Source organism: Jeotgalicoccus nanhaiensis, assembly GCF_015235105.1.
GTDB classification, from domain to species: Bacteria; Bacillota; Bacilli; order Staphylococcales; family Salinicoccaceae; genus Jeotgalicoccus; species Jeotgalicoccus nanhaiensis.
This window is the reverse complement of the sequence record NZ_JADGLW010000002.1, coordinates 145,125-167,983: the sequence shown is the minus strand read 5'-3', so window position 1 is coordinate 167,983 and position 22,859 is coordinate 145,125. Positions and strand designations below refer to the sequence as shown.

20 protein-coding genes and 1 other RNA gene are annotated in these 22,859 nt (G+C 43.6%); 7 read left to right on the top strand and 14 right to left on the bottom strand.

The window, feature by feature from the left end; all coding sequences use genetic code 11:
- Positions 1–29: 29 nt before the first annotated feature.
- Complete coding sequence (locus IR135_RS03010) at positions 30–1,163, bottom strand: cysteine desulfurase family protein (RefSeq protein WP_135096606.1); 1,134 nt, start codon at positions 1,161–1,163, stop codon at positions 30–32.
- Positions 1,164–1,289: 126 nt separating this feature from the next.
- Between IR135_RS03010 and IR135_RS03005 the strand changes: the two genes are divergently transcribed.
- Positions 1,290–2,297 (top strand): LLM class flavin-dependent oxidoreductase, encoded by a 1,008-nt coding sequence (locus IR135_RS03005; protein WP_135096604.1) that lies wholly within the window; start codon positions 1,290–1,292, stop codon positions 2,295–2,297.
- A 437-nt stretch (positions 2,298–2,734) separates the two neighbouring features.
- Here IR135_RS03005 and IR135_RS03000 read toward each other — a convergent pair whose 3' ends face one another.
- Genes IR135_RS03000 through IR135_RS02985 form a run of 4 tightly spaced genes read right to left on the bottom strand, consistent with a single transcriptional unit; the run spans position 2,735 to position 6,384 of the window.
- Positions 2,735–3,172 carry a DUF2188 domain-containing protein gene (locus IR135_RS03000; protein ID WP_135096602.1) on the bottom strand — a complete coding sequence of 146 codons (438 nt, stop codon included), beginning with the start codon at positions 3,170–3,172 and terminating at the stop codon, positions 2,735–2,737.
- 59 nt (positions 3,173–3,231) lie between these two features.
- Entirely contained in the window at positions 3,232–4,110 is an 879-nt protein-coding gene (gene thrB / locus IR135_RS02995; RefSeq protein WP_135096600.1) for a homoserine kinase, read from the bottom strand.
- A gap of 1 nt (position 4,111) precedes the next feature.
- Positions 4,112–5,173: a threonine synthase gene (gene thrC / locus IR135_RS02990; RefSeq protein ID WP_135096598.1), complete on the bottom strand. Its 1,062-nt coding sequence runs from the start codon at positions 5,171–5,173 to the stop codon at positions 4,112–4,114.
- 2 nt (positions 5,174–5,175) lie between these two features.
- Positions 5,176–6,384 (bottom strand): homoserine dehydrogenase, encoded by a 1,209-nt coding sequence (locus IR135_RS02985; protein ID WP_135096596.1) that lies wholly within the window; start codon positions 6,382–6,384, stop codon positions 5,176–5,178.
- A 146-nt stretch (positions 6,385–6,530) separates the two neighbouring features.
- On the opposite strand from IR135_RS02985, the gene IR135_RS02980 reads away from it, so the two are divergent.
- Both IR135_RS02980 and IR135_RS02975 read left to right on the top strand, forming a co-directional pair.
- The gene (locus IR135_RS02980) at positions 6,531–7,883 is read left to right on the top strand and encodes an aspartate kinase (protein ID WP_135096594.1); all 1,353 of its coding nucleotides are present in this window, start codon (positions 6,531–6,533) and stop codon (positions 7,881–7,883) included.
- A 74-nt stretch (positions 7,884–7,957) separates the two neighbouring features.
- Positions 7,958–9,643: an ABC1 kinase family protein gene (locus IR135_RS02975; protein WP_135096592.1), complete on the top strand. Its 1,686-nt coding sequence runs from the start codon at positions 7,958–7,960 to the stop codon at positions 9,641–9,643.
- Positions 9,644–9,715: 72 nt separating this feature from the next.
- Here the strand turns inward: IR135_RS02975 and IR135_RS02970 are convergent, their stop codons facing one another.
- On the bottom strand, positions 9,716–10,132 hold the full coding sequence (locus tag IR135_RS02970; protein WP_115884451.1) for an RrF2 family transcriptional regulator: 417 nt from the start codon (positions 10,130–10,132) through the stop codon (positions 9,716–9,718).
- Positions 10,133–10,215: 83 nt separating this feature from the next.
- Here IR135_RS02970 and IR135_RS02965 point away from each other — a divergent pair, with 83 nt between their 5' ends.
- Positions 10,216–11,514: a replication-associated recombination protein A gene (locus tag IR135_RS02965; protein WP_135096590.1), complete on the top strand. Its 1,299-nt coding sequence runs from the start codon at positions 10,216–10,218 to the stop codon at positions 11,512–11,514.
- A gap of 346 nt (positions 11,515–11,860) precedes the next feature.
- Here the strand turns inward: IR135_RS02965 and ssrS are convergent.
- Positions 11,861–12,055: non-coding RNA, 6S RNA (gene ssrS / locus IR135_RS02960), on the bottom strand.
- Positions 12,056–12,114: 59 nt separating this feature from the next.
- Positions 12,115–12,810, bottom strand: a complete 696-nt coding sequence (locus IR135_RS02955; protein ID WP_135096588.1) for a Crp/Fnr family transcriptional regulator — start codon at positions 12,808–12,810, stop codon at positions 12,115–12,117.
- 118 nt (positions 12,811–12,928) lie between these two features.
- On the opposite strand from IR135_RS02955, the gene IR135_RS02950 reads away from it, so the two are divergent.
- From IR135_RS02950 to IR135_RS02940, 3 genes are read left to right on the top strand one after another with little or no spacing between them, the layout of a single operon-like run.
- On the top strand, positions 12,929–13,090 hold the full coding sequence (locus tag IR135_RS02950) for a cytochrome c oxidase subunit 2A (RefSeq protein ID WP_135096586.1): 162 nt from the start codon (positions 12,929–12,931) through the stop codon (positions 13,088–13,090).
- Positions 13,091–13,098: 8 nt separating this feature from the next.
- Entirely contained in the window at positions 13,099–13,590 is a 492-nt protein-coding gene (locus IR135_RS02945) for a cytochrome c oxidase subunit II (protein WP_135096584.1), read from the top strand.
- Positions 13,583–15,259: a b(o/a)3-type cytochrome-c oxidase subunit 1 gene (locus IR135_RS02940; protein ID WP_135096582.1), complete on the top strand. Its 1,677-nt coding sequence runs from the start codon at positions 13,583–13,585 to the stop codon at positions 15,257–15,259. The genes IR135_RS02945 and IR135_RS02940 overlap by 8 nt, the downstream gene beginning before the upstream one ends.
- Before the next feature lie 20 nt (positions 15,260–15,279).
- Here IR135_RS02940 and IR135_RS02935 read toward each other — a convergent pair whose 3' ends face one another.
- The 6 genes from IR135_RS02935 to IR135_RS02910 form a co-directional block, all read right to left on the bottom strand.
- Positions 15,280–16,014 carry a TIGR02206 family membrane protein gene (locus tag IR135_RS02935; RefSeq protein WP_135096580.1) on the bottom strand — a complete coding sequence of 245 codons (735 nt, stop codon included), beginning with the start codon at positions 16,012–16,014 and terminating at the stop codon, positions 15,280–15,282.
- 62 nt (positions 16,015–16,076) lie between these two features.
- On the bottom strand, positions 16,077–17,840 hold the full coding sequence (gene aspS, locus IR135_RS02930) for an aspartate--tRNA ligase (RefSeq protein ID WP_135096578.1): 1,764 nt from the start codon (positions 17,838–17,840) through the stop codon (positions 16,077–16,079).
- Entirely contained in the window at positions 17,841–19,103 is a 1,263-nt protein-coding gene (gene hisS, locus IR135_RS02925; protein ID WP_135096577.1) for a histidine--tRNA ligase, read from the bottom strand.
- A gap of 306 nt (positions 19,104–19,409) precedes the next feature.
- Entirely contained in the window at positions 19,410–20,147 is a 738-nt protein-coding gene (locus tag IR135_RS02920; protein ID WP_135096575.1) for an N-acetylmuramoyl-L-alanine amidase family protein, read from the bottom strand.
- Positions 20,147–20,599, bottom strand: coding sequence for a D-aminoacyl-tRNA deacylase (gene dtd, locus IR135_RS02915; protein WP_135096573.1), 453 nt, complete (start codon positions 20,597–20,599; stop codon positions 20,147–20,149). The genes IR135_RS02920 and dtd overlap by 1 nt, the downstream gene beginning before the upstream one ends.
- Positions 20,600–20,609: 10 nt before the next feature.
- Positions 20,610–22,784, bottom strand: a complete 2,175-nt coding sequence (locus IR135_RS02910) for a RelA/SpoT family protein (RefSeq protein WP_135096571.1) — start codon at positions 22,782–22,784, stop codon at positions 20,610–20,612.
- Between the last annotated feature and the right edge of the window lie 75 nt (positions 22,785–22,859).

Sequence of the window (22,859 nt, the reverse complement as noted above, 5' to 3'; positions counted from 1 at the left end):
AAAATACTTCCTTTCTTTTCTCTAAATAATTATATAAACCCGTTCTTGCCGAGTTTTGTGTATATAGTTTTAAGTTTTTCTGCGATATATTTCATATCTTCTTCAGTCAGCTCTCCACCGAAGCTGAAACGGATAGAACTTCTCGCACGGTCTTCATCGTACATTGCTTCAATGACATGCGACGGCTGAACAGTTCCTGCATTGCATGCCGATCCGCCGGAAGCGTATATACCCGCCATATCCAGCGCAGTTAACAGATATTCGGAAGTGGTCCACGGAAAGTACAAATTAACAATATGATTTGTCTGTGTAGTAACATCACCATTCACTTCAAACGGCACTTCCTGCTGCTGCAGTTCCTTAAGCAGTGTTTCTTTTAATGAACACAGCACTTTTGTATTTCCCTCGCGGTTTTCATCTGCTTTTTCGACTGCTTTCATCATCGCATAAGCATATAAAGTATTTTCTGTTCCCGCACGGCGTTCCCGTTCCTGCGAACCGCCCGTAATCAATCTTTTCAGATGGGTGTTGCGTCTCACATACAGTACTCCAATTCCTTTTGGCGCATGCAGTTTATGACCGCTCAGCGTCAGGAAGTCGCAGTTTAATGTTTCTACATCGACCGGCAGCTGTTTAAAGGCCTGCACTGCATCGATATGCAGCAGCGCTCTGCTATCTTTTAGAGCCTCCGCAATGTCTGCCATCGGCTGAACAGTACCTGTTTCGTTGTTGACCATAATAATTGAGACGAGTTTCGTTTCTTCAGTCAGTGCATCTTTCAGTTCATCGATATCGATCAGGCCATCTTTGTCGACGCTTAAATAAGTAACATCACACGTATCCTCGAGATCCTGATATGTTTCTTTAACAGAAGCATGTTCTACAGCTGTTGTGATAATATGCGGTCTCTCATAATAATCCGCTGTCCCGCGAATTACCATATTATTGGCTTCGGTGGCACTGCCGGTAAACACTATTTCGTCCGGATGTGCATTGAGGCGTTTCGCTATATTTTTACGGGATGCTTCGTAAAATGCTTTGGCTTCCTTGCCGATACGGTGAATACTTGACGGATTGCCGAATTTATCCGCCGAATTGAGCATACTTTTTAAAATTTCTTCATCTATAGGAGTCGTGGCTGCATAATCCACATAAATTGACATGTTATCCCTACCCATCATCTACTTTTAATTCTTATAGATTTTACCATGTTCAGGCAGATATTTATACTTTTCTGTTTGATTATAAGAGAATATTAGATGTTAGATAAATTATCTGGAGGTTTCAAGATGACTAAAAAAATAAATATTTCAGTACTGAATTTAGTACCTGTCCGTGAAGGCTCAAATGCAACCGGTGCATTTGAAGATATGATCACCCTAGCCAAGCACGTGGACGGTTCAAGTTATCAGCGCTACTGGATATCGGAGCATCATAATATGGTATCCATCGCTTCCAGTGCGACACGCCAGCTGATTCAGCACATTCTTCAGAATACGGAACACCTGCGTGTCGGCAGCGGTGGAGTAATGCTGCCAAACCATTCACCGTATATTGTCGCTGAAGAATTCGGTACACTGCATGCAATTTTCGGAGACCGTCTGGATCTCGGACTTGGGCGAGCACCAGGTACTGATATGCTGACGGCAAATGCTATCCGCCGCAACAATCACGATGGTGTGTTTTCATTTAAAGATGAAATTGAAGAGCTGCAGAGATATTTATCGAATTCCGGCACTTCCCTCGTTGCTTATCCGGGGAACAATACGTATATTCCGATTTATGTACTCGGTTCCTCGACGGACTCAGCACATATCGCGGCGAGTCTCGGACTGCCGTACGCATTTGCTGCACACTTTGCGCCAGCGCAGATGAAAGAAGCATTTTCTATTTATGAAAATAACTTTAAACCGAGCAAGCAGCTGTCTGAACCTTATAAAATGGTTTCAAACAATGTGATTTTAGCTGATACAAAAGCGCAGGCAGAATATTTAGCAACAACACACTATATGAATATCCTCGGTATGTTCAGGAGTTCACGCATGCTGCTGCAGCCGCCTGTAGATTCTATGGACGGCATCTGGTCGCCGCGTGAAGAACACGCAATTAATACCCAGTTTCCGCTGCAGTTCTTCGGAACTAAAGAAGACGCAGTTCAGCAGCTGAAAGACTTCCAGCAGGAATTCGATGTCGATGAAATTATCGCCGCGGCTTATATTTACGATATGGACGCTTTGCTGAAATCTTATGATTTATTTGAAGAAGCGGTTAAGGAATATAACGCAGAAATAGAATAAAGATTGTATTTACCAGCAGAACTGCCTATTGAGGGCATTCTGCTTTTTTAATTTAGTATTTTGAGAGGTGTGTGCGGAAGTATGGGAATAGTTTTAAGTACGACACGGATTTGCTGTCGTACCCGGGCAGCTCTTCAAGTACGTCGCGGATTCACCGTCGTACTCGGGCAGTCTCTTAAGTACGACACGGATTCACCGTCGTACTCGGGCAGTCTCTTAAGTACAACACGGATTCACCGTCGTATTCGGGCAGCTCTTCAAGTACGACACGGATTCACCGTCGTACTCGGGCAGCTCTTCAAGTACGACACGGATTCACCGTTGTATTCGGGGAACTCTTCAAGTACGACACAGATTCACCGTCGTACTCGGACCTCCTCCCCCCCCTCCAGAGGCGCAAAAAAAGGGCTGATTATCAGCCCTTCATCAAATTAATCCTATTCTTTTTTTCCGTCTTTTGTATACTTCACGACTTTCGAACCTTTGTTATCTGCGATTTCTTCTGCGCGCTCAACTGCTTCATTTTTATATTTGTAAGTGCCAGCCGCACGTTTTGCTTTAACAGATTTAACCGTCCATTCTTCAGCGTCGTCATCGTATTTCACGATAACATCTTCATCAAGCAGATCGGGATTCGCGCTGTCGGTATCGTGTGAATCATTTTTCGACGGATTACCTTCTTTTTCAAACTCTTTCAGTTCTTTTTCAGATGCATTTTTATACCATTGTTTACCTTCGGATGTTGCAATCGGCACCGCGCGTTCTTCACTGTAACCGCTGTCTAAGAGCGCATTCGCTATATCGATAATTTTCTTTCGTTCAAGTTTATCGAAGTTCTTCAGTGAATCGGGATAATCCTGCATATTCCAAGCCATGATATCAGTCCTTTTCCATAGAAATTTAACTAATATCACTTTTCCCTGTTAAACAGTTCTTAAACTCCCGCTTTAGTATACACACTCACAATCTCGTGGTGCACATCCTGTACTTCCTGCAGCTTTTTGAGCACTGCTTCAAGCACGTCTTCCTCCGCCAGCGTCAGCACTGTCGGACCTGCACCGCTGATAACAGTTGCAAGTGCACCCGCATCAAGTGCTGCAGTTTTAATATCATCAAACTCTTTTATCAGCGGCTGACGGTAGGGTTCGTGGAAACTGTCTTTCATCATCAGCTCCCCCATCAATCTGTAATCTTTATTATGCAAAGCGAGAATCATTACATTGGCAAGCGCGTTCTGTGCGACCGCTTCGCTTCTTGTGTAGGCATTCGGCAGGACGTCACGCGCCTCTTCAGTATTGATTTCATATTCAGGCACACTCACAATCAAACCGATATTATCCAGATTTAAATGATAGTAAAAAAGTTCTCCCTGCTGATAAAAACCAACGAATGCTCCGCCTGTTATGCACGGCCCGACATTATCCGGGTGCCCTTCTATTTCACAGCCGAGCAGTACTTTATCATAGTCGGTTAAATTAAGTTCCAGAAAATAATCAGCAAGTTCAATTCCTGCGACAATAGCACTCGATGACGAGCCGAGTCCGTGGGACAGCGGAATTTCACTTTGCATTTCAATATGCAGGGCCGGCAGTTCTTTATTGTATTTTTCTGCAATGGATCGCGCTGTGGTGAATACTAAATTCGTTTCATCTGACGGCAGTACAGACAGTGCAAAGTCTTTAAACGACACTTTGAAGGAATCCGAAAGTGTCGCTTCTATATATAAAAACTTGTTAATTGCAACGCCGATTGAGTCAAATCCCAGGCCGAGATTGGCACTGGAAGCTGGTATTTTTAACGATAAATCAGCCATCTTACTGCTCTAAACTTTCAATGTATTCGACTATTTTTTCTTCATCGAGCGGCAGTTTTTTCGGCTGGTCGAGTGCGACTTCCATCGCCGTGTCAGGGTCTTTCAGACCGTTTCCTGTTAAGACAGTTACGACTGTGGAACCTTTTTGTATGCTGCCGTTTTCAACCGATTTAAGCACACCTGCAAGTGATGCAGCAGATCCCGGTTCACAGAAGACACCTTCAGTTGACGCGACACGTTTATAAGCAGACAGTATTTCTTCATCACTGACGGAATCAATTTTACCGTCGGATTCATCGCGGGCAGCCGCAGCCTTATCCCAGCTGGCAGGATTTCCGATACGGATGGCAGTGCCGACCGTTTCCGGATTTTCAATCACTTTATTTTTAACGATGGCCGCTGCGCCTTCAGCTTCGAAGCCGTACATTTTCGGAAGCGACGTCCCTTTTTTCTCATTATATTCTTTAAAACCCTTCCAGTAGGCTGCGATATTTGCTGCATTGCCGACAGGAATACATAAGTAATCCGGCGCTTTGCCTAAGGCATCAATCACTTCAAAGGATGCTGTTTTCTGGCATTCGATGCGGTAAGGATTCAATGAGTTTACGAGCTCAATACCGTCGTTGTCTTCGGATATCTTACGTACAATTTTCAGTGCATCATCAAAGTTCCCTTCAATTGTCACTGTTTTAGCGCCGGACATCATAGCCTGTGTTACTTTGCCTACTGCCACTTTCCCTTCAGGCAGCACAACGATTGAATTTAAACCGGCGCGAGCAGCGTAGGCAGAAGCCGCAGCGGAAGTATTTCCTGTAGACGCACAAATTACCGTATGCGCTCCTTCTTCCTTCGCTTTTGCAACAGCCAGCACCATGCCGCGGTCTTTAAATGACCCTGTCGGATTTAAGCCTTCAAACTTGGCATGCAGTTCTATGCCGAGCTCTTTAGACAGTTTCTCTAACTTAATTAATGGAGTGTTACCTTCATACAAAGTCAATTCGGGTGTGTTTTCATTTACTGGTAAATATTCTTTATATTCTTTTAAGACACCTTGCCAAGTCATAATTATTCAGCTCCATTTATTTTATACACCGCAGCCGGGGCGAATGTATCTTGAATTTTTTGCAATGTTTGTGCGCTCATTTTTAAAGTTCTTAACGCTGCATCTTCAGTACTGAGAATTTCAAACTGGATATCCTGAGATGCTAAATACGATTCCGCTTCAGGCAGTGATCCATTAAATCTTAAATAATAAGCACTGTCCGGCAGCTCTGTTGCCGGTTCGCCCTTTTCTTCAGGTATGTTTTTCGCTTTCGCTGTAATTACCGCACTGTTAATCATATCGCTGACTACAGCTGATGCAGTCTCATAGCCGCCTGCACCCGGTCCGTAAAACATCGCTTCACCAATCATATTGCCATTGACGAATACTGCATTTTTCTCATAGTGCACATTCGCCAGCTGATGCTTTGTATCGACAAAAATCGGTTCAACCGAAAGATTGTATTTATCTTCGAGATCTTCTGCAACACCGAGCAGTTTTAATGTTAATCCTGCACTTTCAGCCAGTTTTATATCTTTAATATCCACCTTTGTAATACCGTTTAAATTCACCTGGTCGAGCGTGAACTTTTTATTAAAAGCGAGCCTTGCGAGCAGCAGTGTTTTACGTGCTGCATCAATTCCTTCGACGTCCGCTGTCGGATCTGCTTCGGCGTAGCCGATGGCCTGTGCGTCTTTTAAGGCATCGTTATAGTCCCAGCCGTCAAATGTCATTTTCGATAAAATATAATTTGTCGTGCCGTTTAATATACCCATAACTTTTGAAATCCTGTTGGAATTTAAACTGTGCTGCAGCGTATGAATAATCGGAATGCCGCCGGCGACAGCCGCCTCGTAATATAAGGCTGCAGAGTTCTCTGATGCCGTTTCCTCCAGTTCATCGATATGAACAGCGAGCATATCCTTGTTCGCCGTCACTACCGGAATACCGCGCTTTAAAAATTTATTGATAATATCTTTCGTACTGTCAATTCCGCCCATTACTTCGACAGCAAGATCGATATCTGCATTTTCAATTTCAGTAATATCATCGGTCACCCGAATACCTGACACATCAGCCGTTCTCGTTTTCACCGTATCTGAAACCAGAATATGGGTAATTGTAAAGCGCACCCCTGACGATGAATGTATCAAATCTTCGTTTTCTCGCAATAAATTAACGACACCGCTGCCGACGGTGCCCATGCCGAGTAAAGCAATCTTTTTATCCATAGTGACCTCCAATATTAAATAGTATGAATACTCATATTAGAGTGCTTCTGAAAAAATTTCAAGGTATTATTCTGAAAACTCTACACTTTTCTAAACTTTTCATGTATTATAAGACCCTAAAACTAATATAAAAAAAGGTGTTAAATATGAAAGTAGCTAAATTTGGTGGAAGTTCCCTATCTAATGCAACACAAATCAAGAAAGTCGCATCCATTGTACAGAGTGATAAAGATATTAAAACCATTGTGGTCAGTGCACCCGGCAAACGCCGCGATGACGATGTTAAAGTTACCGACATGCTGATTGCACTCTGCACAAACAAAATTGCAGGTCTCGATACTGAAGAGGCTTTGACTGAAATTCTGATGCGCTACAAATCGATTGTCGAGGAATTATCTATCGATTCATCTCTGCTCGATAATTTCGAAAGTATTTTAAGAGATTATTTGAATACGATTGAAGATAACGATTACTTGCTCGATGCCTTAAAGTCACGCGGCGAAGATTTTAATGCCCAGCTGATCAGTGCCTATTTTAATTCACTCGGCATCAGTGCCAAATACGTTTCTCCTGAAGAAGCCGGCATTAGAGTTACAAACACGCCTGCCAATGCCCGTCTTCTTCCTTCATCGTACGATGAAATTAACAAGTTAAAAGATTATCCTGAAGATGTCCTCGTTATTCCGGGCTTTTACGGAATTGCAGACAACGGCAATATCGTAACATTTGCACGCGGAGGTTCCGATATAACCGGAGCAATTATTGCACGCGGCATAGGGGCGGATATTTATGAAAATTACACAGATGAATCACACATCTACGCAGCCCACCCGGGTATTATCGAAGAGCCTTACAAAATCGAAGAAATTACCTACCGCGAAATGCGTGAACTGGCTTATGCCGGTTTCGGTATTTTTCATGATGAGGCGCTCGAACCGCTGTATCAGGAAAAAATCCCTGTGATGATCAGAAATACTAATGAGCCGCATATTGAAGGCACTAAAATTGTGCCGGAACGTAAACTTAATCCAGACATTCCAGTTATCGGCTTCAGCTGTGACGAAGGATTCACTTCTATTTCACTGCACAAATACTTACTGAATAAAGAGATCGGTTTTACACGCCGTATTTTGCAAATACTTGAAGACTATCAGATTTCTTATGAACATATGCCATCCGGTATCGATGATATTTCTATTATTATGCGCTCAAACCAGTTCGAAAATAATAATTCACTGGATAAAATCATCGAGGAAATCGACCTCCAGCTTGAACCTGAATGGATTGAAGTCGAAGAAGATTTAAGCCTGCTCTTTATCGTCGGACTCGGTATGGCCCGTCAAATCGGTATCGTCAGCCGCGTCACCGCTGCTCTTGCTGAAGAAAAAGTGAATATCCGGATGATGAATCAGGGGTCTACAGAGTACAGTATGATGTTCGCAATTCAAACGAAAGATCACGAACCGTCAATCAGAGCATTATTCAAAGAGTTTTTCTGAGGGATTATCCTTTAACTAAAATACGCGCACATCTATAATGGACATAGTATTTAAATTTTAGGAGTGACCGGCTTATGAGTCTTCAGACACGGGTAAATTATATTAACCGCTACCGGGAAATTGCTATGCAGTTTTCCAAAAGCGGGCTTGGCTTTCTCATAGAAGAAATCGGTATCGACCGTGTGATATCCCTGCCTAAGCGTATTTTGCTGCGCCAGCAGAACGATGAAGTTCTCGAAAAGACTTATGCGGAAAGAATCCGTATTTTTATCGAAGAGATGGGAACGACGTTTATTAAACTTGGCCAGATTGCCTCAACGAGAGGGGATCTGCTTCCGCCTGACCTGATCAAGGAACTCGAGAAACTCCAAAGTCACGTGGCGCCGTTCCCGGCAACTGAAGCCCGGAAATTAATTGAAGAATCATTAGAGGCTCCGATTGATGAACTCTTTATGATTTTTGATGATACGCCTGTCGGCTCTGCTTCAATCGGCCAGGTTCACCGAGCCATGCTGCATACCGGTGAAGATGTCGCCGTTAAGGTTCAGCGCGCAAATATAGAAAAGACGGTCCGTACCGATCTTGAAATCCTCCGTCATCTTGCGGTGCTCGCGGAGTCCAATCTTGAATGGGCGAGAAACTACCAGGTTACGGATATGATTGAAGAATTCTCCGATGCACTGATTAATGAGCTCGATTATACGATTGAAGCGCGCAATGTCGAACGCATCGGCAAGACTCACAAAAATGACGATAAAATAAAAATTCCTGAAATCTACTGGGAATATTCGACAAAAAATGTCATGGTAATGGACTTTATTAAAGGCATTCCCGTGAATCATTTTGACGAACTGGATAAGCTGAATATCAACAGAAGCGATCTTGCCGAGACACTCGCGAGAGCGATTTTCCAGCAGATTTTTGAAGAAGGATACTTCCATGGCGACCCGCATCCCGGTAACGTGAGCGTCCTCAGAGACGGCACGCTTGTCTTTTTGGATTTCGGTATGATCGGCCGGCTGACCAGCGACCTGAAAAATAATTTCGGTTCCCTGCTCATTTCTCTGATGCGGAAAGATTCAGACGGCGTCGTTAAAGCAATTGTTAAAATGGGTGTCGTGCCGAGCGATGTATCCATGCGGGATTTAAACCGCGAAGCTGAAATTATGCGCGATAAGTATTACGATGTACCGCTCTCAAAACTTAATTTCAGCGATGCAGTAAATGATCTGTTCGGTATTGCCAATAAGTATAAAATCAAACTGCCGCAGGACTTTACTATCCTTGCGAAAACGCTTTTGACACTGGAAAGTGTCGTCAGTCAGCTGGATCCTGATTTCAGCATTATGGATGTCGCGGAACCATTCGGCAAAGCTTTGCTTCTCGAACGTTACAATCCGAAAAATCTGCTGAATTTCCAAATAGATGAAATTCAGCAGCTCGGCAGTGAGTTAAGAGAAGTCACAGAAAATGTACATCAGTTCTCGAAGGGGCTGAAGAATCAGAACCTGCCGATTGAAATAGATGTTAAGGGCCGTTCGCAGTTTTCAAAACATCTCGACAGAGTGATTAACCGTCTGTCGTTCAGTATCGTCCTGCTCGCCTTCAGTATTGTCATGGTCGGCTTAATCGTCGGTTCGGCGATACTTGGTGAAGGCAGTATTATATTCAGAATTCCGATTATAGAAATCGCTGCGATATTTGCGATGGGCATGTTTATCTGGCTGCTCTGGTCAATTGTTAAATCCGGGCGGTTTTAAACAAAAAAAATGCACCTGAATCAATCAGATTCAGGTGCATTTTTTATCTTTTAATTCAGTAAGGAATTAAAGTTAAATATAAAACATATAGCCGTCAAATTCATCGGTATCATTGTCAACGATATCGTGCAGTGTTGTGTGGTCCAGCACATCATTTACCGCATCTCTGATACGTTTCCATAAGAAACTTTCATTTTTAGTTTCGTGGCTGTCGGCATCGACAATCATAATATTTTCTTCAACAGCGCTGAATACCTGCCCGACTGTGATTTCATCAGGAGCATAGTTCAGCTCATAGCCGCCGTAGGCACCTCTTGTACTTTTAACGAGACCATCTTTTTTTAAATTCGCAACAATCTGCTCTAAATACAAATCGCTGATATCGCGTTCTGTAGCGACCGATTTTACACTGCGCTTTTTAACGCCGTAGTCTTTCGCAAGCGTCAGCATAAAATATAAACCATATCTTCCGCGAGTGGATATTTTCATTCTTACACCTCAATAATTTTAGTTCATCTAGTTTTTATATTATAATTAAATATAACATATCTTTTAAAATAAGGTGAAATACTATGAATAAACAACCATTAAGCTACCGCATGAGACCGGAATCAATCGACGAAGTGCTCGGTCAGGAGCATCTCGTTGCTAAAGGCGGTATTATCAGACGCATGGTCGATGCCAAAAGACTGTCTTCAATGATACTTTACGGTCCCCCGGGCATCGGCAAGACCAGTATCGCCAGTGCCATCGCAGGTTCTACTAAATACAAGTTCCGTACCTTGAATGCCGTGACGGATACGAAGAAAGATATGCAGATTGTCGCAGAAGAAGGTAAAATGAGCGGCAGTGTCATCCTCCTCCTGGATGAAATCCACCGTCTCGACAAGGCGAAGCAGGACTTCCTCCTTCCTCACCTTGAAAAAGGAACGATTATTTTAATCGGGGCAACGACATCCAATCCATATCACGCGATTAACCCCGCCATCCGCTCGAGAACCCAGATTTTTGAACTGGAACCGCTTAGTACCGACGACATTAAAACAGCCTTGCACCGTGCTTTAGAAGATAAAGACCGCGGACTCGGCGAATACAATATCGAAATCGACGACGACGCTGTTGAACATTTTGTCACATCAGCACACGGCGATGTCCGAAGCGCTTTAAATGCTCTGGAACTCGCAGCCTTAAGCACTGATGCCGATGAGGACGGCGTCATTAAAATTACGCTGCAGGATGCGCTCGACTGCATGCAGAAATCCGCCTTTCTGCACGATAAGGACGGCGATATGCATTACGACGTGATGAGCGGACTGCAGAAATCCATCCGCGGCAGCGATGTTGACGCTTCCCTCCACTACTTAGCACGTTTGATTGAAGCAGGAGATCTCGTTACAATTGCGCGCCGGCTGCTCGTCATCAGCTATGAAGATGTCTCGCTTGCGAATCCGAACATCGCTTCGCGTACACTCGATGCCATTATCAGTGCAGAACGATTAGGATTCCCGGAAGCGCGCATCCCTTTATCTCAGGCAGTCATAGAACTCGCTTTGTCACCGAAGTCAAATACAGCAATATCGAGTATAGACAGCGCCTTATCCGACGTACGTAAAGGCCGCGGCGGTGCCATACCGAGACATCTGCGCGACGGCCACTACAAGGGCGCGAAAGAACTCGGAAATGCTGTCGGTTACAAATACCCGCACAATTATCCAAATCACGTCGTCGCCCAGCAGTACCTACCTGACACGCTGGTTAATCAGCGCTACTATAAAGATGACGGCATCAGCAAATACGAAGCGTCGCTCAACGAGACTTATCATAATTTGAAGAAAATGAACAAAGACACCGATTACGGCAGGAAAAAATAGCTTGAATCAGCCACCCCACTTGCAATGTGCGGGTGGCTTTTTGCTGTCTTGTGGTGATTTTATATAAACAGGCTGTGAGGGACGCGGAAAAAAGGGGTTCTTTGATCGAGTAAATGATTTAGTCAGTCAAAGAACGGCATTCTCTCCGATTCGGCGGCGCGCAAACACCTGACTTGTGCCACCGACAATTCACGGCGGCGCGCAAACGCCTGACTCGTGCCACCGACAATCCACGGCGGCGCGCAAACACCTGACTTGTGCCACCGAAATCTCACGGTGGCGCGCAGGACTTCCCAAGTCTAAAAAAGACAAAAAAAATAGCCACCAAGTAAACTTGGTGACTACCGAAATACCCAACGTAAGCCGTGTGTTATAGTTGATTATTTTGGCCTGCTATTTGCAGGTGGGTGCCCTGTTTCCAACTCCAAACGTCCTACTTAGTACATAGGCTTGTTTTTTGAAGGAAAACCAATTAGGCTCCCGATAAAAAAAGTGTTAGGTCAAAATATAAGTCAACACATCACGAACTCTTCAGGAATTTCTATTAATATAATAATACCACATATTTTTGAGATGTAAACCAAAAAGCTTGAAAGCGCTTTAAAATATTTGGCAGACGTCTATATGACAATTTTCACAGTTAATCATATGCCGCAGTTTATCGATGTCGTGAATTGTAATAATTTTGTTTTCCACAGATATAATCTCCTGTTTTTTCAAGTCGCCGAGAAGACGGTTAACAACTTCTCTCGATGTGCCGGACACGATACCGAGTTCCTGATTGGTTACTTTCACCATAATCCTTATGCCGCCCGGCACAGTTTCGCCAAACGAATTCGACAGCCGGATTAAATTCGAACACAGCGCGCCGAGTTTACCGTACATTAAATTATCACGAATTTTCGTTACCGCGCGCTGCCTGTCTATTTCCATCCAGCGCATCCACTCCCTCTTCACATCTTCATTGTCCATAATGATTTTTTCAAACTCTTTTTGAGACAGCCGGAAAAGTGCAATATCTGTCTTTGCTCTGGCTGATGTATTATGTGCCTTCGGACCGCAAAATAAGGTCACCGCACCAAATATTCCTTTTTCACTCAGTAGGTTTGTCGCAAGCTCCGCCCCTTCTTCCTGCATTCTGCTGATAAAAACCTGTCCTTTTTGAACCAAATAAATGTAAGCGGTCGGGTCGCCCGGATGATATATGAACTCACCTTTTTTAAAGGTGATCCTGCTCCCGCTTTCTTCGATCAGACTGATGAGATGTTCCGGATAAAAAATGGCTTGATCAATCATTTTCCGCCTCCCTCATTTTATTAAATATTATCACAAAGTGTGATATTTATCACTTTTTTATAAACAAATATATTCTACAATTTATGTATATAAAACTGAGAGAAAAGAAGGTGAAATCATGTCTGAAGAAAGGGATAAAATTAAAAAAGAAGAAAAACGCAATGAAGATAATCATCATAAGCTTGATTTGCGCGGCACTTTTATGATGGTAATGGCGATTGGCGGATTGATGCTTTTAAGCTGGTTCGGCGCATTTATATTATTTATGGAAAGGATGTAAGCTATTAAATGCATAAATACGAAAAAATATGGATTTCACTTGGAACAGCTTCACTTGCAGTATTTTTAATTATTTTAGGTATTTCAGCTGTTCACGGCGGACACACACCTGCTGCGAGCGGCATCGAGACGATTAATCCCGAACATGTCCGGGAAGATGCCCGCTTCAGTGAACCGGGGCTTAAGGAGGCCACAGACGGCGATCACGATTATGATTTATATTTTCTTGCCAGCGCTTTTATGTACGAACCGGGAGAAGTTGAAATCCCTGCAGGTTCTACTGTAAAAATTCACGTGACGAGTCCAGATGTCGTTCACGGTTTCCAGGTCGTCGGAACGAACGTTAATATGATCGCTGAACCGGGGCTCATTTCTACATATGAAATGACCTTTGATGAGCCCGGTGAACATCTCATTGTCTGCAATGAGTATTGCGGTATCGGTCATACCGATATGACATCAACACTGAAAGTTGTAAATGGAGGTATTGCTAATGAGTAACTATACCGGTTCGGAGATTTTTTCAAGTAAAACAAAAGTAGATAAAAAAGACAGTAAACTCGTGCTCGCGAACATGATTTGGGTTTCATTTGCCCTATTAATCGGAGGGACTGCCGGACTTCTGCAGACTCTCGTCCGTTCCGGGCAGTTTGAATTGCCTTTTGGCATCGGCTATTACCAGCTCCTCACGCTGCACGGTGTAATTCTTGCTCTTGTTATGACATTTTTCTTTATAATGGGTTTCCAGATTGCAGCGTTGTCAAGAACTGCCGGCTCATTCAGCACTTCTGAACTGAGACTCGGCTGGACGGGCTTCTGGGTCATGACAGCCGGAACATTAATGTCCGCGGCAATGATTGCTTTAAATGAAGCGAGTGTGCTGTATACATTCTATGCACCGCTTCAGGCGCATGCTGTCCACTATATCGGTCTTGCCCTCGTCATCGTCGGCACATGGATTTCAGTTGCCGGCCAGCTGATGAGATACTTCAGATGGCGAAAAGAAAATAAAGGACAGAAAACACCGCTCTTAAGTTATATGACAGCAATTAACAATGTCATGTGGATTGTTTGTACTATCGGTGTCGCTGCAACGGTGCTGTTTCAGTTTATTCCGTGGTCACTCGGCTGGGTTGAAACGATTAACATTTCGCTGAGCCGTACGCTTTTCTGGTATTTCGGTCATCCGCTCGTTTACTTCTGGCTCCTGCCTGCTTATATGGTCTGGTATGCCGTGATACCGAAAGTGCTCGGAACGAAAGGTTTCTCTGATAACCTGGCACGTTTAGCTTTCGTACTGTTTTTATTCTTCAGTATCCCGGTCGGTATTCACCACCAGCTTGTGGACCCCGGCATCGATGCATTCTGGAAAGGTCTGCAGGTTGTTCTGACCTTTATGGTTATCGTGCCGTCACTGATGACAGCGTTCAGCATGTTTGCAGTCTTTGAAACCTACGGACGCAAACAGGGCGCCCGCGGCCTGCTGGACTGGTTTAAAAAGCTGCCGTGGACCGACGCACGTTTTGTACTGGTTTTTATCGGCATGCTGTTTTTCATTCCGGGCGGACTCGGCGGTATTATTAATGCTTCCGGTCAAATGAATCAGCTGGTGCATAACACAATATGGATTGTCGGACACTTCCATATTACTGTCGGCGCTCCTGTAATACTGACTTACTTTGCTGCCATGCTGTTCCTGCTGCCTCATATAACAGGCAGAAAAATTGATAAAATCGCCAATAGACTTGGACTGTTCCTTGCTTATACATGGGCACTCGGCATGGGTATTATGTCTCTTGCCATGCACTGGGCAGGCCTTCGCGGCGCACCGAGACGTTCTACATTTTCAGAATACGGCGGAGCTGACATTGCTTCTGAATGGATAACTTACCAGGTGATGCAGGCCGTCGGCGGCTCCTTCCTGTTTATCGCTATCATTATTGCAATACTCCTGTTCTTAAAACTGACTACCGGGCCAAAAGTAAACGATCCGGAGGAATTTCCTGTCGCAATGTTCATGGACCAGGAGGAGCCGGTTGTTAAATGGGTAGAAAACTGGAGATTGCTGATCATTATTACAATCTTCCTGATTCTCATTGCTTATACAGTTCCTGTTACGCAAATGTTTACTGAAAACATACCGGGAGCCAAAGGTTTTAAACTCTGGTAAATATAAGAAAAAACACTGGACTACACCAGTGTTTTTTCTTTTTCATTTTTAGGTTTTTCTGTCTTATGTTTAACATAATTAATTACCAGATGAATAAGTAAGGCAACGATAACAAAACCGATTCCAATACCGAACATATTCAATAAAAAGTAAACAGGCTCGCTTAAGTCGTGCAGAAACGGCCGTTCTTCAGTATAAAAATAATTGCTGCCGATTGCATTATTCAACAGCTGCATGCCGGTTAAATATACTGCGAATAAAATAGCTGACTGAAATGCTCCTCTTAATGAAGGTGCGAATCCAGATGTGAAATACCTGATAATAGGATAAACAATTATCAGGCTGTGCAGCATAAAAAATGACAGTCCCAGCATATGAAGTGCCGGTGAAATACCGACGGGGTATATGAAAGAGGCATATGCAAACAAGCCAAAATAGAAAATTATCTGATCCAGCCACTTCCGTTCAGCAAAATATTGAATAATGATTAAATAGCACACTAATCTGCAGATGTGGAGCGGCAGTGAATCTGTCACTGTAAATTCATCAGCTAAAATGTAATAGCTGCCGCTGATGATTCGCTGAACAATAGCAAAAATCAGTATACCGAGCATTGCCGTTTTCGGATTTTCTTTAATCTGATAACGAAACTTAAACAGCATAAACAAAATAATAAAGATGCCGGCCAGATAAATTACATGATTAAGATCACCGATTTGCACCAATGGTGCTTCAGGATCAAGAAATGACTGCATATGAACCTCCTTGTATAAAAAAAATAAACTGAGATTGTACAATCTCAGTTTAACCAATTCTTCTAGTCTTTTTCAACTTCTACGTCTATATGCAGTTCTTTTAACTGTTCTCTTGATACAACCGAAGGTGCATCCATCATTAAATCACTCGCATTTTGTGTTTTAGGGAACGCGATAACGTCGCGGATATTATCAGAACCTGTCAGAAGCATTACAAAACGGTCAAGACCGTATGCAATCCCGCCATGGGGCGGCGCACCGTACTGGAAGGCTTCAATCAAGAAGCCGAATTGGCTGTCGCGTTCTTCATCCGTAAAGCCGAGCGCTCTGAACATTCTCTCCTGTAGCTCGGCATCGCTGATGCGGATTGAACCGCCGCCGAGTTCATAACCATTCAAGACGATATCGTAAGCATTGGCTTTCACTTCATGAGGTGCAGTTTCAAGTTTATCAATATCTTCACGCTTCGGTGAAGTAAACGGATGGTGCGCTGCAAAATAGCGGCCGAGGTCTTCATCGTATTCGAATAACGGCCAATCGGTCACCCAGATAAAGTTAAACTGATCTTTGTCGACTAAACCTAAGTCCTTGCCGAGCTTGTTGCGCAGATTGCCGAGAGCGGCATGTACAACTGAATCTTTATCTGCAACAAATAAGATGAGGTCATCAGTATTTAACGATAAAGTCTCCGTTAATTCCTGCTTCTTGCTGTCATCAAAGAACTTCGCAATCGGCCCCTGCATGCCTTCTTCGTTGACTTTCATCCAGGCGAGCCCTTTAGCTCCGTAGTTCTTAACGAATGCTTCCAGCTTATCGATATCCTTACGTGAATAATCCGGTGCTGCGCCAGGCACAACGATGGCTTTCACAGAACCGCCGGCCTCAACAGCTGCTTTAAATACTTTAAAATCAGCAGTGCTGCTGAACTCGTTTAAATTCTGCAGTTCAAGACCAAAGCGCGTGTCCGGCTTATCCACACCGTAGCGTGCCATTGCATCCTCATAGGTAATACGCGGGAAAGGTGCTGGAATATCAAGCCCTTTTACCGTCTTCATTACATACTGAATCAGGCGTTCGTTCATATCGATAATATCTTCCTGGTCGGTAAATGATTTCTCAATATCTATCTGTGTGAATTCCGGCTGTCTGTCAGCACGGAGGTCTTCATCGCGGAAGCATTTAACGATCTGATAGTAGCGCTCCATGCCGGAAAGCATTAACAGCTGCTTGTAGATTTGCGGCGACTGCGGCAGCGCGTAAAACTCGCCCGGGTGGACACGTGACGGCACTAAATAATCACGCGCGCCTTCCGGTGTCGATTTTGACAGGACAGGTGTTTCAATATCCATAAAGTCTTCTTCCGCTAAAAAGTCTCTGACCGCTTTATTAATTATAGACCGCGTTTTTAATATGTTTTGCAGTTTCGGACGGCGCAAATCAATATAACGGTATTTCAGACGTGTATCTTCATTGATATTGTCATCGCTTACTTGGAAAGGCGGTGTTTTTGCTTTAGCCAGAATTTCAATTTCTTCTGCATAAACTTCAATTTCACCGGATTCAATATTTTTATTTACTTGTTTTTCATCGCGTTTTTTAACTGTACCTTTAATATCCACAACATACTCGGTACGGATTTTATCGGCAATCGTCAGTGCTTCCTTGGAAACGTCCGGGTTAAAGACGACCTGAATCAGACCGTTTTTATCTCTTAAATCGATAAAAATCAGCCCGCCAAGGTCGCGACGCTTCTGCACCCAGCCTTGCAGATGAACTGTTTCGCCTGCTGTATCGAGTGTAACTTCATTAGAATATATTCTTGTCATCTACAATTCCTCCAGTGTATTAATTATATCGTCGAACGATAATTTTACGGTTTCACCCGTCTCCATATTTTTCAAGTCGGCCTGACGGCTGTCAAGCTCATTTTCACCGAGTACAATAGTATACTGGGCGTTCTTTCTGTCAGCATCTTTCATCTGTGCTTTCAGTTTACGGTTTTCATAATCCATATCCGCACTGATGTTGCGGCTGCGCAGTTTGTGAAGCAGCGTTCCTGCAGCATTCCGTGCTTCATCAGTCATAGTGCAGATATAAAGATCGATGCCTTTATCTTTCGGAATTTCAATTCCTTCAGCTTCAAGGGCAAGCAGCAGGCGCTCGATGCTGAGTGCAAAACCGATTCCGGTTTTATCCGGCCCGTCCATCATCTCGAGCAGTCCGTTGTAGCGTCCGCCGCCGCATAGAGTCGTAATAGCACCGAAACCTTCGGCGTCGCTCATCAGTTCAAAAGCTGTGTGCGTATAGTAATCTAGGCCGCGCACCAGATTATAATCCACTTCATAATTAATATTAAGTTCATCCAGTTTCGCTTTAACAGTTTCAAAGTAAGCTTTTGACTCATCGTTTAAATAATCATACATGCGCGGTGCTGTTTTAACGAGCTCGTGATCTCGGTCTACCTTACAGTCGAGAATGCGCATCGGGTTCGTATTAATACGTGTCTGGCAATCATTGCAGAATTCATCGATGCGCGGTGAAAAGTGTTCAACCAGCGCTTTATTGTATTCGTTGCGGCTCTCGATATCACCGATTGAATTAATTACAAGCTTCAGATTTTTAAGACCAAAGGACTGGTAAATATTCATAAGCATACTTAAGACTTCCACATCGATCAGCGGGTCTTCAACCCCGATGGCTTCAACACCGAACTGAACGAACTGGCGGTAGCGCCCTTTCTGTTTGCGTTCATAGCGGAACATCGGCGCCAGATAAAAAAGCTTCACCGGCTGTTCAACGTTGTGCTGCATTTTATTTTCAATATAACTGCGCACAACAGGCGCCGTCCCTTCCGGACGCAGCGTCAGACTGCGGTCGCCCTTATCTTTAAATGTATACATTTCCTTATTTACAATGTCTGTAGAGCCGCCGACTGCTCGGACAAAAAGATCTGTTGATTCAAACATCGGTGTACGGATTTCTTCATAATTATAATTCTTTGCAATCTCGTGCAGTTTTTTCTCAATATACTGCCATTTATAAGATTCTTCCGGTAATATATCCTGTGTTCCTCTCGGTACCTGTATCATTATCATCACTCCTGAATTTTTTATAAAAAAATAAAATCCCTTATACCGGGGAAACGGTATAAGGGACGAAATGGTCGTGGTGCCACCCTAGGTTCAGCACAAAAGTGCTCTTTCAACAGATAACGGCTGTGACCGCTGTATATACAGCTTCTTTAGCAAAGTGTCGGCAAATACCATTTGGAGCATTCACTTTCAGCCTGGGTGAATTTCTCTGTGCCTCATTATAGATATTCTCTTCGCCATGAATTAAAAGTATTAAGTTGAATTATTCTCTTTATAATAGTCAGATTTTTTATCTTTGTCAAGCTAACGCTTTAAATAACTGTCGATCCCTTCCATAATAGCTGTGACCATTTCGTCCTGATAATCTTCCTGATTTAATATATAATCATCAAACTCATTACTCAGGTAGCCGAGTTCAATTAAAACTCCGGGATAATCAAGCTGCCAGACGACCTGGTACTGCATGACCTGGTTGCCGCGGTTAAACAGCAGTGAATGCTCATCGAGCGCTGCATTTAAATGTTCACCGAAGGCTTCCTGGTTCGGGTAGGTATAAAAGGTTGTAAAGCCTGAAATCGCAGGGTCATCAAAAGCGTCGCTGTGCAGGCTGATAAATAAATCCGCCTCGACTTTACGGTCATCAAGACTCACGGTTTCATCTGCTCCGCGGGTCATAATTACTTCCGCCCCTGCTTCTGTGAGCGATTGCTCAAGCATGGAGGCAATTGAGTAGACAATTGTGTCTTCATTTTCGCCGTATTTACTCGGCGCACCGGGGTCTTCGCCGCCGTGCCCGGGATCGAGGGCAACTGTCGTGCCGCTGAAGTCGTAGCTCACTTCATCATCAGCTTCTGAAAAGTCCATCGTAATTAATTCTTCCGGTTCATGTATAACATTTTTATATACATAAACCGACAGCAGGACAATACCGAGCGCAATAATGATAAAGAAGAGCGGTTTAATATACAGATGCTTTTTATACTTCAGGAAATAGCCGATTGCATCAGCCGATTTTTTGAAGATTGCTTTAATTGAATCCATCAGATGATTTTACCGTCCTCGGCTTCGTAAATAATAGTAATCGGTCCATCGTTAATCAGCCTTACGTCCATATGTTCCCCGAAAAATCCTTCTTTTACAACAAGGTCGTGTTCGCGCAGTGCTTCATTGAAGACTTTGTAGAGTGCTCTTGCATCTTCACCGGAAGCTGCTTCTGTGAAACTTGGACGATTGCCTTTCAGGGTGGATGCGTACAGAGTAAACTGGGACACACTTAAAATTTCGCCGCCGACTTCTTTAATCGATAAATTAATCTTGCCTTCCTGATCTTCAAAAATGCGGGCATTCGCAATCTTTCTTGCAAGGACACGTGCATCTTCTTCTGTAGATGTTTTACTGACACCGACCAGTAAGCAGTAGCCGTCGTTAATCTCATTATACATTTCGTTGTTGGCAACCAGCGCGTGGGAAACTTTCTGTAAAATGATTTTCATCTCTTATACCTCACTTAAATACGCGTTCAACGCTGTATATATCTTTTAGTTGTTTAATTCTGTCGACTGCACGGTACAGTTCGTGCTTATTCGGAACCATAATCGATAAACTCACTCTCGCCTGTTTTGTTTCATCAGCAAGGCCATTCACACGTGTAATCGGGACTTTCAGGCTGGAAATTAAGTTTAAAATTTCATTTACAAGGCCGTTGCGGTCGTAGCCTGTAATTTCGAGATCCACCTGATATCTCTTATCTACATTTTTATTGCCGACCCATTCGACATCGATCAGACGCTCGGTTTCATGGATAATATTCGGACAGGTAACGACGTGGACTTTGACACCGTGTCCTTTCGTTATATAACCGATAATATCGTCCCCTGGAATCGGATTGCAGCATTTAGACAGGTTAATCAGCATATTGTCCATGCCTTCGACATATACGCCGGATTCAGTTGTTATTTCTTTATAATGATGTGTGCGGTCGATTTCCTCAATCTGATTCGATTTTTGTTCAGCTTCTTTAATTTTCTCAAGAAGACGGTTTGTCACCTGGTTTGCTGTAACTCCGCCAAAACCGATCATCGCAAACAGATCATCTTCATCGTGCAGATTATAGCGTGCGAGCACACCTGATACATTATCATCCTGGATTACATTGTCCGGATTATAACCGCGCGCTTTTATTTCAAGCTCAACAGCCTGCCGGCCTTTTTCAATGTTTACTTTGCGATCCTGCTTCTTGAAGAAGGACCGGATTTTATTGCGGGCACTGGATGTTTTGACCATTTTCAGCCAGTCGATGCTCGGTCCGTATGACTGCTTGCTCGTTCTGATTTCGAGAATATCGCCAGTTTCAAGCTCATGGTCAATCGGTACGATTTTACCATTCACTTTGGCACCGACCATCTTATTCCCTACTTCGGAGTGAACCTGGTAGGCAAAATCAATCGGAATCGCTCCCTGAGGGAGTTCAATAACATCGCCATCCGGTGTAAAGACATATACCTTGTCGCTGAGAAGGTCTGTTTTCAGCGCCGCCATAAATTCTTCTGCATCAGGATTATCGGTTTCATTGCCGACGATATCTTTAAACCAGTCAAGCCTTGCATCAAGCGATGCTTTGTTCGCATCGACACCTTCTTTATAGGCCCAGTGCGCAGCTACACCATGTTCTGCAATCTCATGCATTTCATGGGTGCGGATTTGAATTTCCAGCGGATCGCCGTTCGGTCCGACAACAGTCGTGTGCAGCGACTGGTACATATTCGGCTTCGGCATAGCGATATAATCTTTAAATCTGCCAGGCATCGGCCGCCAGATTGTGTGAATAATTCCGAGCGCCGCATAACAATCCCGCACATCATTGACCAGTACGCGGATGGCAAGCAGATCAAATATCTGCTCAAACTGTTTCGACTGCTTCTGCATTTTCTTATAAATACTGTAGATATGTTTCGGGCGGCCGGATAAATTATGCTCCACCGAACTCGAGTCAAGTTCCGAATCTATTTTTTCGATTGCTTCATCAATAACATTTTCCCGTTCACTGCGTTTCTTTTTCATCAGACTGACAATACGGAAATACTGTCCCGGTTCTATGTATCTTAGTGCCGTGTCCTCAAGTTCCCACTTAATGCTTGAAATACCGAGGCGATGGGCAAGCGGCGCATATATTTCCAGCGTCTCCCGCGAGATACGCACCTGTTTTTCTTCAGGCATTGCTTTCAGTGTCCGCATGTTATGCAGGCGGTCGGCCAGTTTTACTAATATTACGCGGATATCTTTCGCTATAGCGATAAACAGCTTGCGGTGATTTTCAGCCTGCTGCTCCTGATGGGAACGGTATTTTACTTTTTCAAGTTTCGTCACACCGTCTACAATAATTGCTACTTCTTCATTAAACATACTGATTAAATCATCATATGTATACTGAGTATCTTCAACGACATCATGCAGAAATCCTGCGACAATAGTCGGTGCATCGAGTTTCAGCTCTGCTAAAATTCCTGCAACCTGTACAGGGTGTGCGATATACGGCAGACCATTTTTACGGAACTGTCCCTCATGTGCTTCACGTGCCAGCTCGTATGCTTTTTTTATCATCTGCAAATCGCTGTCATCAAGATATTCACCACACATATTAAAAACATCTTGTGCTTCATACGGGTATTCCTTATTCATGGTCACGCCACCCTTCCGAAAATTTAGATATAAAATAATAATACTACAAATAAATGTCTAAAGAAACAAGACCTA

Bases quoted from the DNA above. Each gene is read 5' to 3' on its own strand.
- IR135_RS03010 (WP_135096606.1), bottom strand. From the start codon at position 1,163: ATGTCAATTTATGTGGATTATGCAGCCACGACTCCTATAGATGAAGAA.
- IR135_RS03005 (WP_135096604.1), top strand. From the start codon at position 1,290: ATGACTAAAAAAATAAATATTTCAGTACTGAATTTAGTACCTGTCCGT.
- IR135_RS03000 (WP_135096602.1), bottom strand. From the start codon at position 3,172: ATGGCTTGGAATATGCAGGATTATCCCGATTCACTGAAGAACTTCGAT.
- thrB (WP_135096600.1), bottom strand. From the start codon at position 4,110: ATGGCTGATTTATCGTTAAAAATACCAGCTTCCAGTGCCAATCTCGGC.
- thrC (WP_135096598.1), bottom strand. From the start codon at position 5,173: ATGACTTGGCAAGGTGTCTTAAAAGAATATAAAGAATATTTACCAGTA.
- IR135_RS02985 (WP_135096596.1), bottom strand. From the start codon at position 6,384: ATGGATAAAAAGATTGCTTTACTCGGCATGGGCACCGTCGGCAGCGGT.
- IR135_RS02980 (WP_135096594.1), top strand. From the start codon at position 6,531: ATGAAAGTAGCTAAATTTGGTGGAAGTTCCCTATCTAATGCAACACAA.
- IR135_RS02975 (WP_135096592.1), top strand. From the start codon at position 7,958: ATGAGTCTTCAGACACGGGTAAATTATATTAACCGCTACCGGGAAATT.
- IR135_RS02970 (WP_115884451.1), bottom strand. From the start codon at position 10,132: ATGAAAATATCCACTCGCGGAAGATATGGTTTATATTTTATGCTGACG.
- IR135_RS02965 (WP_135096590.1), top strand. From the start codon at position 10,216: ATGAATAAACAACCATTAAGCTACCGCATGAGACCGGAATCAATCGAC.
- IR135_RS02955 (WP_135096588.1), bottom strand. From the start codon at position 12,810: ATGATTGATCAAGCCATTTTTTATCCGGAACATCTCATCAGTCTGATC.
- IR135_RS02950 (WP_135096586.1), top strand. From the start codon at position 12,929: ATGTCTGAAGAAAGGGATAAAATTAAAAAAGAAGAAAAACGCAATGAA.
- IR135_RS02945 (WP_135096584.1), top strand. From the start codon at position 13,099: ATGCATAAATACGAAAAAATATGGATTTCACTTGGAACAGCTTCACTT.
- IR135_RS02940 (WP_135096582.1), top strand. From the start codon at position 13,583: ATGAGTAACTATACCGGTTCGGAGATTTTTTCAAGTAAAACAAAAGTA.
- IR135_RS02935 (WP_135096580.1), bottom strand. From the start codon at position 16,014: ATGCAGTCATTTCTTGATCCTGAAGCACCATTGGTGCAAATCGGTGAT.
- aspS (WP_135096578.1), bottom strand. From the start codon at position 17,840: ATGACAAGAATATATTCTAATGAAGTTACACTCGATACAGCAGGCGAA.
- hisS (WP_135096577.1), bottom strand. From the start codon at position 19,103: ATGATACAGGTACCGAGAGGAACACAGGATATATTACCGGAAGAATCT.
- IR135_RS02920 (WP_135096575.1), bottom strand. From the start codon at position 20,147: ATGGATTCAATTAAAGCAATCTTCAAAAAATCGGCTGATGCAATCGGC.
- dtd (WP_135096573.1), bottom strand. From the start codon at position 20,599: ATGAAAATCATTTTACAGAAAGTTTCCCACGCGCTGGTTGCCAACAAC.
- IR135_RS02910 (WP_135096571.1), bottom strand. From the start codon at position 22,784: ATGAATAAGGAATACCCGTATGAAGCACAAGATGTTTTTAATATGTGT.